Here is an 11,783-nt window from a genome sequence, read left to right as displayed (position 1 = left end):
TGCGGGGTCAGCTGCTGCCGATCGGACCGATCCGGTCGGCGTCGAGCGCGGACCCGTTGTCCGGGCCCGGGTGCTCGAGCGACTGCGCGCCGGTGGCGCCCCGCTGCTCGAGATCCTGGCGCTTGAAGATCTTTTTACCGAGCCACACCAGCGGGTCGTACTTCCGGTCGACGACCCGCTCCTTCATCGGGATGAGCGCGTTGTCGGTGATCTTGATGTGCTCGGGGCAGACCTCGGTGCAGCACTTGGTGATGTTGCAGTAGCCGAGGCCGGCGTCCTCCTGCGCGTCCTCCTTGCGGTTGCGCACGTCGAGCGGGTGCATGTCCAGCTCGGCGAAGCGCATGAGGAAGCGCGGACCGGAGAACGGCTCCTTGTTCTCCTCGTGGTCACGGACGACGTGGCAGACGTTCTGGCACAGGAAGCACTCGATGCACTTGCGGAACTCCTGCGAGCGCTCGACGTCGACCTGGCTCATCCGGTACTCGCCGGGCGCCACGCCCTCGGGCGGCGCGAACGCCGGGACCTCGCGGGCCTTGGCGTAGTTGAAGTCCACGTCGGTGACCAGGTCACGGATCACCGGGAACGTCCGGATCGGCGCGACCGAGATCTCCTCGTCCTCGCCGAACGTCGACATCCGCGTCATGCACATCAGGCGCGGGCGCCCGTTGACCTCGGCGCTGCAGGACCCGCACTTGCCGGCCTTGCAGTTCCAGCGCACCGCCATGTCCCCGGCCTGGGTGGCCTGGAGCCGGTGCATGATGTCGAGGACGACCTCGCCCTCCTCGACCTCGACGCGGTAGTCGACGAAGTCGCCGCCCTCCGCGTCGCCCCGCCAGACCTTGAACTTCGCCTGGTAGCCCATGCCTACGCTCCCCCTCCGGAGTGCTCGCTGCCCGGGTCGTCGGCGTTGACCTCGTCCTTCCGGACCGGGGCGTCGCTGCGGTGGCCGCCCAGCTCGTCGCCGGTGTAGTACTTCTTGAGCTCGTCCATCTCGAACAGGTCGAACAGGTCCTCGCGCATGGAGGGCTGCCCCTGGTGCTCGAGCTGGACCTCCCCGTCGCGCAGGGAGCAGACGAGCAGCTCGCGGCGCCAGTTCTCGTCCATCGTCGGGTAGTCGTCGCGGGTGTGGCCGCCGCGGCTCTCCTGCCGCTCGAGCGCGGCCATCGCGATGCACTCGCTGACCATGAGCATGTTGCGCAGGTCGAGCGCGAGGTGCCAGCCCGGGTTGTAGGCCCGCCGGCCGTCGACGGCCACCCGCGGGATGCGGTCGCGCAGCTCGTGGAGCTTCTTGAGCGCCAGCTCCATCTCGTCGGCTTTGCGGATGATGCCGACGAGGTCGTTCATCGTCTGCTGCAGTTCCTGGTGCACGGTGTAGGCGTTCTCGCCGCCGGAATTGTGGATCGGGCGCTCGACGTCCTCGCGGGCCGAGGCCACCGACGCGTCCGACACGCTCGGGACCTCGGCGAGACCGTCGAGGTAGGCCGCCGCCCCGGCACCGGCACGGCAGCCGAACACCAGCAGGTCGGACAGGGAGTTGCCGCCGAGCCGGTTGGAGCCGTGCATGCCGCCCGCGACCTCGCCCGCCGCGAACAGGCCCGGCACCGCTGACGCCGCGGTGTCGGGGTCGACCTCGACCCCGCCCATCACGTAGTGGCAGGTCGGGCCGACCTCCATCGGCCCGGCCGTGATGTCGACGTCCGCCAGCTCCTTGAACTGGTGGTACATCGACGGCAGGCGCCGGGTGATCTCCGCGGCCGGCATGCGGCTCGAGACGTCGAGGTAGACGCCGCCGGCGGGGGACCCGCGACCCTCCTTGACCTCGTTGTTGATCGCGCGGGCGACCTCGTCACGGGGCAGGAGCTCCGGCGGACGCCGGTTGTTGTCGGCGTCGGTGTACCAGCGGTCGCCCTCGTCCTCGCTCGTGGCGTACTGCTCGCGGAACACCTCGGGGATGTAGTTGAACATGAAGCGCACGCCGTCGGAGTTCTTGAGGACGCCGCCGTCGCCCCGCACCGACTCCGTGACGAGGATGCCCTTGACGCTGGGCGGCCAGACCATCCCCGTGGGGTGGAACTGGACGAACTCCATGTTCAGCAGCTTCGCGCCGGCGCGCATGGCCAGCGCGTGGCCGTCGCCGGTGTACTCCCACGAGTTGCTCGTGACCTTGAACGACTTGCCGACGCCGCCGGTCGCGAGCACCACCGCCGCGGCGTGGAAGCAGACCAGCTCGCCGGTGGGGCGCCGGTAGCCGAAGGCGCCGGCGATCCTCTCGCCGTCCTTGAGCAGCTCGGTGACCGTGTACTCGTGGAAGACCGCGAGGTCGGACTCGTAGTCGCCGGTGCGCTTGAAGTCCTCCTGCTGCAGCGAGACGATCTTCTGCTGCAGGGTGCGGATCAGCTCCAGGCCCGTGCGGTCGCCGACGTGGGCCAGGCGCGGGAAGTTGTGCCCGCCGAAGTTCCGCTGGCTGATCTTGCCGTCGGGCGTGCGGTCGAAGAGCGCGCCGTAGGTCTCGAGCTCCCAGACCCGCTGCGGTGCCTCCTTGGCGTGCAGCTCGGCCATGCGCCAGTTGTTGAGGAACTTGCCCCCGCGCATGGTGTCGCGGAAGTGGACCTCCCAGTTGTCGCGCGGGTTCGCGTTGCCCATGGACGCGGCGATCCCGCCCTCGGCCATGACCGTGTGGGCCTTGCCGAACAGCGACTTGCAGATGATCGCGACCCGCTTGCCGCGCAGGCGGGCCTCGATCGCGGCGCGCAGGCCCGCGCCGCCGGCGCCGATCACGACGACGTCGTAGGTGTGGTGGGTGACCGGGGCGTCCGCGGTGCCGGCGTCGTCGGCCGCCTCGAAGGCGGTGGTGGTTCCGGGGTCGGTCATCAGTTCACGATCCGCAGGTCGGAGATGGTGCCGCTCGCCACGAGCATGACGTAGAAGTCCGTCAGGATCAGCGTCCCGATCGTCAGCCACGCGAAGAGCATGTGGCGCGTGTTCAGCTTCGAGATCGTCGTCCAGACGCGGTAGCGCACGGGGTGCTTCGAGAAGTGCTTGAGCCGTCCACCGGTGACGTGGCGGCACGAGTGGCACGACAGCGTGTACAGCCACAGGCCGACCACGTTGATCAGCAGGATCAGCGTCCCGAGCCCCAGCCCGAACGACGTCTGCCCCGTGGCCGGGTCGGTGCTCTGGAACGCGAGCACCATGTCGTAGGTGTTGAGGATCGAGATCACGAAGGCGACGTAGAAGAAGTACCGGTGCGCGTTCTGCAGGATCAGCGGGAACCGCGTCTCCCCGGTGTACTTCGAGTGCGGCTCGGCCACCGCGCACGCCGGCGGCGACGACCAGAACGCCCGGTAGTACGACTTGCGGTAGTAGTAGCACGTGAGCCGGAAGCCGAGCAGGAACGGCAGCGACACCAGCGCGTAGGGCAGGAACCACGGCATCTCGCCGAACCACTGCCCGAGGTGGCTCGCCTCGGGGATGCACGACGCGCTCACGCACGGCGAGTAGAACGGCGAGAGGTAGTGGTACTGCTCGACGTAGTACGCCGAGCCCCACAGCGACCGGATCGTCGCGTAGACGACGAAGGTCGCGAGCCCCAGCGCGTTCACCAGCGGCGGCAGCCACCAGCGGTCGGTGCGCAGGGTGCGCTGGCGGATGTCGGGGCGTCCCGGCGCCGGCGGCCGGTACGTCCCGGAGTCGTGTGTGGTGGTCACGGCACCGGTCCTGTCCTGGTGGGTGGTCCTCGTCGGCGGCGACGCGCGGCGCCGACGGGTCGCGACATCGGCCGGACCGGCCCGTGTCGGTGCGGAACCCCGCGGACGCCACGCTCTGTGGTGCGCCGCACACTACGACGCGTCAATCTCGGATGTCGCCCGGGTCACCCCGGTGCCGCGGCGTGACGATGGCCACTTCGGTGATCGGGACCGATCCACCAGCGGCGTCCGCCGAGCACACGGGCGCGTGACGGGGCGCGACCGGACGGGCGTCAGCCGTCGTCGGGGTCCGGCTCGGCGCCCGCCAACAGGTCCGCCACGGCACCGGCGTCGTCCTCACCCTCCGGAGCCGACCGCTCCGCGAGCGCCTCGCGCACGACGGTGTAGGCGACCCCGGCGTCGTAGCCCTTCCGGGCCAGCATCCCGACCAGCCGCCGCGCGGCCACGGCGTCGTCGTGGCGGGCGAGCGACGGCAGCCGCCGGTCGACCAGCGCCCGGGCGCGCGCCTGCTCGTCGTCGCGGCTGATCTCGTCGACCGCCGTGGCCGCCGTCTCGCGCTCGACGCCCTTGCGGTGGAGCTCGCCGGCGAGCGCGCGCTTGCCCAGCCCTTGGTGGCGGTGCCGCGAGGACACCCACTGCTCGGCGAACGCGGCGTCGTCGACGAGCTTGGCCCGGGCGAGCCGGTCGAGCACGCGGCCGGCGACGTCGTCGGGGACGTCCTTGCGCGCCAGCGCGTCGGCGAGCTCCGCGCGGGAACGGGCACGGGTGGTGAGCAGGTTCAGGCAGATGGTGCGGGCGACGGACTCGGGGTCGGCGGTCGGGTCGGCCCGTGGATCGTGCCCGTCGGGGTCGGGCGGCTCCGGGGCGCGCCCCCGCGACGTCCGGCGCCGCCCGACCCCGTGCTGGCCGACCACCGGCTCAGAAGTCGACCGGGGCGGGGGCGCTGTCGTCGGCGTCGAGCTTGGGGCCGATGCCGAGCTTCTCCTTGATGCGCTTCTCGATCTCCAGCGCCACGTCCGGGTTGTCCCGGAGGAACTTGCGGGCGTTCTCCTTGCCCTGCCCCAGCTGGTCGCCCTCGTAGGTGTACCAGGCCCCCGACTTGCGGACGATCGCCTGCTCCACACCCATGTCGATCAGCGAGCCCTCCTTCGAGATGCCGTGCCCGTAGATCATGTCGAACTCGGCCTGCTTGAACGGCGGGGCGACCTTGTTCTTCACGACCTTGACCCGCGTGCGGTTGCCGACCGCGTCGGAGCCGTCCTTGAGCGTCTCGATGCGGCGGATGTCGAGCCGGACCGAGGCGTAGAACTTCAGCGCCTTGCCACCCGTGGTGGTCTCCGGCGAGCCGAACATGACGCCGACCTTCTCGCGCAGCTGGTTGATGAAGATCGCCGTGGTGCCCGAGGCGTGCAGCGCACCCGTGATCTTGCGCAGCGCCTGGCTCATCAGCCGGGCCTGGAGGCCGACGTGGCTGTCGCCCATGTCGCCCTCGATCTCGGCGCGCGGCACGAGGGCGGCCACGGAGTCGACCACGATGACGTCGAGCGCGTTCGAGCGGATCAGCATGTCCATGATCTCGAGCGCCTGCTCACCGGTATCCGGCTGCGAGACCAGCAGCGCGTCGGTGTCGACACCGAGGGCCTTGGCGTACTCCGGGTCGAGCGCGTGCTCGGCGTCGATGAACGCGGCGATGCCGCCCTGGGCCTGGGCGTTGGCCACGGCGTGCAGCGTCACGGTCGTCTTGCCCGAGGACTCCGGGCCGTAGATCTCGACGACGCGCCCGCGCGGCAGGCCGCCGACGCCGAGCGCCACGTCGAGCGCGATCGAGCCGGTGGGGATGATGTTGACCGGCGCCCGGCCCTCGTCCCCCAACCGCATGACCGAGCCCTTGCCGAACTGCTTGTCGATCTGGGCGAGGGCGAGCTCGAGCGCCTTGTCGCGATCCGGTGCCTGTGCCATGGGGATGTCACCTTGCTCGATCGTGGGGGTGTCAGGGGTCTGACTCTCGGGCGCCGACGCTAGGCGGTGGGTCCGACACCGCGGTGCCGGAGCCGGCCGCCCTGGGGACGGACGGAACGGTTGTGGACGGACGGCGGCGACGCTGACGTCGCCGGGCGACCGTACGGAGCAGGGTAGACGAACAGGTGTTCGATCGGGGAGCCCGGGCCGGTCCGGGCGTGTCGGGACCCCTCACCGTCGCTCGCCCGGCACCTCGAACTCCGCGCAGACCGCCCGCCAGACGTCACGTGGCTCGTCGCCGTCCTCGAGGGCCTGCTCGACCGTGCGCCCGCCGAGCGCACCGAAGACGTGGTCGCGGGAGATCGAACCGGCGCGCACGACGCCGAACTCGTCGTCCATCAGCCGGCGGAAGTGGGTCAGCCGCACGCCCCCCACGATAGGTCGGCCCTTGAGTAGCCTCGGGGCGTGGTCCCGTCCGCCGGCCCCCTCGCCGCCACCTCCCTCGACCCCACCGGCGGCACGCTGGGCACGATCGTGGCGGTGCTCGGCCTGCTCGCCGCGCTGGTCGTCCTGCTGCGCTGGTGGTTCCAGAACAGGGGCCGCTGACCCACCGCTCGTCCCCCCACGGCACGTCCCTACTGCACGTCCAGGTGCCGCAGGCTCGGCCAGAACTCCCCCCACGGCGCCAGCCGCCCGGTCGCGAGCCAGAGCTGCGCGTCCGTCCCGGCCCGCCCGACGGGCCGGACGTCGGCGAACCACGGACGCAGCTCGTCGGCGGTGGACCCGAGGTAGAGCACGGTGTCGACGTCGTCGGTGGGCGGGGTGAACCAGCCGTAGCTGCGGTTGCTGCTCATCGCCGGGGGCAGCGCGTCCTGCGGGGCGGCGACGTCGAGGTAGGCGGCGTAGATGTAGGACTCCGCCATCACCGCGGTCCGCGCCCGCTGCTCGGCGGGCAGGGCGTCGTAGGCCTGCACCGTCGCGGCCGAGACGGTGTCCGCGACCGCCGGTGACGACATCGTCAGCGACAGGGGCATGACCGCGATCGCCGCCGCGGCGCTGGCCGCGGCCGCGGGCCAGGCGAACCACCGCATCCGCGTGTGCCCGGCCTCGCGCCGGCGCTGCAGGCCCACGGTGCCCACCGCGGCGAGCAGCCCGTAGAGCCCGGCGAGGTAGTACGGGCGGCCGAGCGTCACCGAGAAGAGGGCGTAGAGCACGACGGTCGTGAGGGCGAGGTGGCGCAGCTCGACGAACGCGGGGTCGCGGACCAGGCGCCAGAGGCCGTAGAGCACGAGCGGGCCGCCCAGGACGCCGGCAGCGGCGATCATCCCGATCGCGACCCCGGTGAGCCCGCCGTAGAGGTACCCGGCCTCGGAGGCGACCACCGGGCCCATCCGCAGCTGCGGCCAGCCGTTGAGGGCCTGCCAGACGAGCGTGGGCGCGGCGATCACGGCGGCGATCCCGGCGCCGGCCCAGAGCTGCGGGCGGCGCAGCATCGCGCGGGGCCCGAGCACGAGCACCGAGAGCAGCAGCACGGCCGCGAGGAGCAGGATCTGGAACTTCGTCTGCGCCCCGACGCCGACGACGACGCCCAGGACGACCAGCAGGCGGTCGTCGCGCACCCGCCACCAGCGCACGAGCAGCCAGCCCAGGGCGAGCCAGGTGACGGGCTCGAGCGTGTAGGGCGTGGTCCAGTGCCCGCCGATGGCGAGCCACGTCCCGGTGCCCTGCGCGATCGCGGTGAGCGTCTGGGCGCGGCGGTCGCCGCCGAGCTCGCGGGCGATGAGCGCGGCGAGGAGAACCGTCGCGGCCGTGGCGGCGATCGCCGGCAGGCGCAGGACCAGGACGTTCCCCGGCGCGAGGAGGTCCATCAGGCCGGCGAGCAGCGGTGCCACGGGCGGCTGGTCGGCCGAGCCCCAGTCGAGGTGGTCGCGACCGATCGCGAGCATGAGGGCCTCGTCGAAGAACCAGCCCGGCATCCACGCGACCGCGAGGTGCGCGGCCGCGACCAGGGCGGCCACGATCCCGACGGGCCACCGGGCGAGGCGGTGCAGGGGGCGGGGTGCGGGTGTCGCGACGACCGTCGGCGCTTCCGTGGCGATCATGACGACGATCGTCGCGGGGACCGGGCGGGGCCGGCCACGGCGCGACGGCCCCGTGTCGTCGTCGAAAGGACCGTCCTCGGTCGACCTTCGGCCGAGGCCGGTGTCGGACGGTGCCGCTAGCGTGATCGCCGTGCCGACCACCGGGCCCTCCCCGCGTCTCTGGGACGCGGGCGCGGTGGCGCTCTCCCTGCTCGGGGTCTACACCGCGCTGGTCCTCGAGCCCACGACGCTGCCCGGTGAGGCGCCGGCGTGGTGGTGGGTCGACCTCGCCGGCGGGCTCGCGGCCTCGGTCCTGGTGCTCGCCCGCCGCCGCGTCCCGGTGGGCTGCGCGCTCGTGGTCTACGCGCTGGGCGTCGTCTGCACGTCGTCGTGGCTGGCCGGCGCGGTGGCGACGTTCTCGCTCGCGGTCCGCCGACCGTGGCCCACCGCGGCCGCGCTCGGGGCCCTCTCGCTGGCGATCGGGCCGCTCCAGGGCGTGTTCCGGCTCCAGACCCCCGACAACACCTCGCTCGGGGCCTACGCGTGGGCCGCGGGCGTCACCGTCGTCGTGGTGGCCACCGGTGCCGCGGTCCGCGCGCGCCACGAGCTGCTCGACTCGCTCGTCGAGCGCGCGGAGCGGGCCGAGACCGAGGCGGTGCTGCGGGCGGACGCGGCCCGCACCGCCGAGCGCACGCGGATCGCCCGCGAGATGCACGACGTCCTCGCCCACCGGCTCTCCATGGTGTCGCTGCACGCCGGCGCCCTGGCCCACCGCCGGTCGGCCTCGCCCGACGAGATCCGCGACGCGCTCGAGGTGATCCGCGCGGGCGCCCGGGACGCGCTGGTCGACCTGCGGGCGATCCTCGGGGTGCTGCGCGACCCGGACGCGGATCCCGATGCCGACGCCGGCACCGCGGAGGTCGGGACCGCCGGTGTCGCGCCCCAGCCCACGCTCGCCGATCTCGGGCGTCTCCTCGAGGGCGTCCGCTCGGCCGGCACGCCGGTGACGCTGCAGGACGAGCGCGCCGACGGGACGGTGCCCGACGAGTGCGGGCGCACGCTCTACCGGATCACCCAGGAGGCGCTCACCAACGCGGCGCGCCACGCCCCGGGGCGGCCGGTCGCGGTCGTCCTGCGCGGCGAGCCCGGTGGTGAGGTCGAGCTCGACGTCAGCAACCCGCTGCCCGCCGCGGGCGCCACGGGTCCGCCCGGCCCACCCGGCAACGGCCTGCTCGGCATCGCCGAGCGGGTCGCGCTGGCGGGCGGGCGGGTGCTGTCGCGGGGACCGGAGCACGGCCGGTTCCGCGTCGCCGTCCGGCTGCCGTGGCGCGCCGAGCCCCGGGTGGCCGCCGCCGCGCGGGAGGAGATCGCGTGAGCGGAGCCGTGACCGTGCGGGTGCTGGTGGTCGACGACGACGCCCTGGTGCGCTCCGGACTGCGCCTCATGCTCGGCGAGGCGCCGGACATCACGATCGTCGCCGAGGCCGGCGACGGCGACGAGGTGCCCGCGGCCGTCGCCGAGCACCGCCCGGACGTCGTGCTCATGGACCTGCGCATGCCCCGCGTCGACGGGGTCCGCGCCACCGCCGACCTCCTGGCGGGCCCCGAGCCGCCCGCGGTGCTGGTGCTGACCACCTTCGACTCCGACCAGGACGTGCTCGCGGCCCTGCGCGCCGGCGCCACGGGCTACCTCGTCAAGGACACCCCGCCCGCCGACATCGAGGACGCGATCCGGCGGGTCGCGTCGGGCGGCACGAGCCTGTCCCCGTCGGTCACCCGGCGGTTGATCGCCGCGGCCACCGGACGGGGCGGCCGCGGCGGGCGGGACCCGGCGGGGGCCGAGGCGCGCCTGGCCGTGCTGTCCGAGCAGGAGCGCGCGGTCGCCGCCGCGGTCGGCCGGGGCTGGAGCAACGCCCGCATCTCGACCGAGCTCCTGCTCTCGCTCTCGACGGTGAAGACCTACCTCTCCGGCGCGCTCACCAAGCTCGACCTGGAGAACCGCACCCAGCTGGCGCTCCTCGCCCACGACGCCGGCATCGCGGCGGAGGACGACGAGGGCGAGCTCAGCCCAGGAGGCCGCTGAGCCCCTTGACGACGAGGTAGACCCCCACCGCCCCGACCAGCCCCCCGAGCAGCACGCGGGAGTTGCGGTGCCCCCACGCGTGCGCCGACCGCACGATCTCCAGGGTCCGGTCGGGTCGCAGCAGCACCAGGACGATCGCCGCGACGGGCGCCGCGAAGCGCAGCAGCGTGTACACCGACACCTGCAGGATCCCGTCCACCGCGCCCGGGTGGGTCTGCAGGATCGCCACGAGCGCGGCGAGGTAGTAGAGCCCGGGCAGGTTGGTCAGCAGTCCGGCCCCGATCACCATCGGCACCGTGGGGGCGCGCAGCCGGCGGTCGAGGGCCTCGGGCAGGACGGTGCTGCGCTCCCGCTTGGGCTCCCGCCCGGGGTCGCGCCGGGGCCGGCGCAGCCGGATCGGGTGCCCGGCGAGGTGCAGGCCCGCCCAGACGACGGCGACCACCCCGAGCACGACGTCGACCCACAGGCGGCCCACCGTGGCCTCGGACGACCGCGTGCCGGTGTGCAGCCACGTCACGACGACGATCCCGACGCCGAGGGTGATGGCGGCGCCGGCCACGACGTACGCCACGAGCAGCCGCCGCGCGCGGTCGGTGAGCAGCAGGGCGTAGACGATCGCGAGCGTCACCCCGCGCACCGCACTGACCAGCCCGAGGACCAGCGCCTCGGGGCTCACCGCTCGTCCTCGGGCACCGGGCCGAGCCGCAGGGCGACGATCCGCGTCCCGACGAACGTGACGGTCAGCAGCCCCGGGACACCGTCCAGCGTGACCCGCCAGACGACGTCCTCGCCCACCAGCTCCTTGCGCGTGACGTCCCGGACGACGGTGTCGGCGAGGAACGCCGGGAGGTCCGCCGGCGGCCGGACCGGGGCCTCGATCTCGATCGCCGCCCCGCCGAGCAGGGAGCGCAGGGCCGTCGTGTCCCCGCGGGTCCAGGCCTGCTCGAACGCGAGGGCGGCCAGGAAGACGTCGGCCTGGTTGCGGCCCCGGCGACGCAGGTCGCGCAGGAAGGAGACGTCGCGGTTGACCTTGGACGCCGCACCGAGGACGGCGGACGCGGGCGGCCGGGCCAGCTCGAGCACGCGGACCGCGACCTGCCGGTAGCCGGCGGCGGGACCGAGGGCGCCGCTCGCGAGGAGCTGGTCGATCTTCTCGATCGACGCCAGCTCCTGGTAGAGCGAGAGGTTGCCGGCGAGCTCGTTGCGGCGGTCGGCGATGTCGAGGGTGGTGCGGGGCTCGTCGTCGCGCCGCGTCGGGTTGATCTGCACGACCCACAGCTCGTCGGGGTCGTCGTCGAGCAGCGGGGCCACCGGCGGGTTCTGCGAGAACAGCCCGTCCCAGTAGGCGCCGCCGTCGACGTGGACGGCGCGGAACAGCGTGGGGATCGCCGCCGAGGCGAGCACGGTGTCCGGGGTGATCGTGTCGCGGCGGCTGTCGAAGGCCCGGAACGCGCCGCTGCGCACGTCGACCGCCCCGAGCACGAGCCGGGGGTGCCGGGCGTCGAGGTCCGGGGTGTCGAGCGCCAGCGCGTCGAAGTCGGCGTGCCGACGCAGCAGCCGGCGGAACTCCGCGCGGCCGTCGAACGCCGGCGGGACGAGGTAGGGGTTCAGCGGCGGCGCGAGCCCGAGGCTCTGCACGAGACCCGCCCCGACCAGCAGCGCGTTGCCCACGCGCTCGAACAGCCCCGTCGCGGCGTTGTCCTCCCAGAAGGCGTCCAGCACGGCCGGGATCCGGTCGGGGCGCGCCTCCCGCAGCACCGACCAGGTCAGCAGCGCGTTGATCGCCCCGCCGGAGGTCCCGCTGACGGCCACGACGTCGTGCTCGTCGAACGCGCCGCGGTCGACGAGCCGGGCCATGACCCCCGCGGTGAACGCCGTGTGGCTGCCCCCGCCCTGGAAGGCCAGCGCGATCCTCATCCGGCCACGCTAGCGGTGCCCGATCTCGTCGAGAGTG

12 protein-coding genes are annotated in these 11,783 nt (G+C 73.4%); 3 read left to right on the top strand and 9 right to left on the bottom strand.

Features of this window, described 5'->3' with window-relative positions:
- Positions 1-7: 7 nt before the first annotated feature.
- The 6 genes from WCD41_RS28600 to WCD41_RS28575 all read right to left on the bottom strand — a co-directional run bounded on the left by WCD41_RS28600 (position 8) and on the right by WCD41_RS28575 (position 6,092).
- Positions 8-862 (bottom strand): succinate dehydrogenase/fumarate reductase iron-sulfur subunit, encoded by an 855-nt coding sequence (locus tag WCD41_RS28600; protein WP_337718646.1) that lies wholly within the window; start codon positions 860-862, stop codon positions 8-10.
- Positions 863-864: 2 nt separating this feature from the next.
- Positions 865-2,871: a fumarate reductase/succinate dehydrogenase flavoprotein subunit gene (locus WCD41_RS28595; protein ID WP_337718645.1), complete on the bottom strand. Its 2,007-nt coding sequence runs from the start codon at positions 2,869-2,871 to the stop codon at positions 865-867.
- On the bottom strand, positions 2,871-3,707 hold the full coding sequence (sdhC, locus tag WCD41_RS28590; protein ID WP_337718644.1) for a succinate dehydrogenase subunit SdhC: 837 nt from the start codon (positions 3,705-3,707) through the stop codon (positions 2,871-2,873). The genes WCD41_RS28595 and sdhC overlap by 1 nt, the downstream gene beginning before the upstream one ends.
- Before the next feature lie 272 nt (positions 3,708-3,979).
- Entirely contained in the window at positions 3,980-4,621 is a 642-nt protein-coding gene (locus tag WCD41_RS28585; RefSeq protein WP_337718643.1) for a regulatory protein RecX, read from the bottom strand.
- A 4-nt stretch (positions 4,622-4,625) separates the two neighbouring features.
- Positions 4,626-5,666 (bottom strand): recombinase RecA, encoded by a 1,041-nt coding sequence (gene recA / locus WCD41_RS28580; RefSeq protein ID WP_337718642.1) that lies wholly within the window; start codon positions 5,664-5,666, stop codon positions 4,626-4,628.
- Positions 5,667-5,897: 231 nt separating this feature from the next.
- Positions 5,898-6,092 (bottom strand): DUF3046 domain-containing protein, encoded by a 195-nt coding sequence (locus WCD41_RS28575; protein WP_337718641.1) that lies wholly within the window; start codon positions 6,090-6,092, stop codon positions 5,898-5,900.
- A 39-nt stretch (positions 6,093-6,131) separates the two neighbouring features.
- Here WCD41_RS28575 and WCD41_RS28570 point away from each other — a divergent pair, with 39 nt between their 5' ends.
- Positions 6,132-6,272, top strand: a complete 141-nt coding sequence (locus WCD41_RS28570) for a hypothetical protein (RefSeq protein ID WP_337718640.1) — start codon at positions 6,132-6,134, stop codon at positions 6,270-6,272.
- A 29-nt stretch (positions 6,273-6,301) separates the two neighbouring features.
- Here the strand turns inward: WCD41_RS28570 and WCD41_RS28565 are convergent, their stop codons facing one another.
- On the bottom strand, positions 6,302-7,768 hold the full coding sequence (locus WCD41_RS28565) for a glycosyltransferase family 39 protein (RefSeq protein ID WP_337718639.1): 1,467 nt from the start codon (positions 7,766-7,768) through the stop codon (positions 6,302-6,304).
- Positions 7,769-7,898: 130 nt separating this feature from the next.
- Between WCD41_RS28565 and WCD41_RS28560 the strand changes: the two genes are divergently transcribed.
- Entirely contained in the window at positions 7,899-9,122 is a 1,224-nt protein-coding gene (locus WCD41_RS28560; RefSeq protein ID WP_337718638.1) for a sensor histidine kinase, read from the top strand.
- Positions 9,119-9,829, top strand: a complete 711-nt coding sequence (locus WCD41_RS28555; RefSeq protein ID WP_337718637.1) for a response regulator transcription factor — start codon at positions 9,119-9,121, stop codon at positions 9,827-9,829. The genes WCD41_RS28560 and WCD41_RS28555 overlap by 4 nt, the downstream gene beginning before the upstream one ends.
- On the opposite strand, the gene WCD41_RS28550 is transcribed toward WCD41_RS28555, so the two are convergent.
- Positions 9,810-10,505, bottom strand: coding sequence for a GAP family protein (locus WCD41_RS28550; RefSeq protein ID WP_337718636.1), 696 nt, complete (start codon positions 10,503-10,505; stop codon positions 9,810-9,812). The two genes, WCD41_RS28555 and WCD41_RS28550, sit on opposite strands and share 20 nt — an antisense overlap.
- The gene (locus WCD41_RS28545) at positions 10,502-11,746 is read right to left on the bottom strand and encodes a patatin-like phospholipase family protein (protein ID WP_337718635.1); all 1,245 of its coding nucleotides are present in this window, start codon (positions 11,744-11,746) and stop codon (positions 10,502-10,504) included. The genes WCD41_RS28550 and WCD41_RS28545 overlap by 4 nt, the downstream gene beginning before the upstream one ends.
- Positions 11,747-11,783 lie beyond the last annotated feature (37 nt).

This window comes from Actinomycetospora aeridis, assembly GCF_037400275.1.
Classification (GTDB): Bacteria; Actinomycetota; Actinomycetes; order Mycobacteriales; family Pseudonocardiaceae; genus Actinomycetospora; species Actinomycetospora aeridis.
Note: the sequence above shows the minus strand (reverse complement) of the source record. Positions and strands in the feature narration are given on the sequence as shown.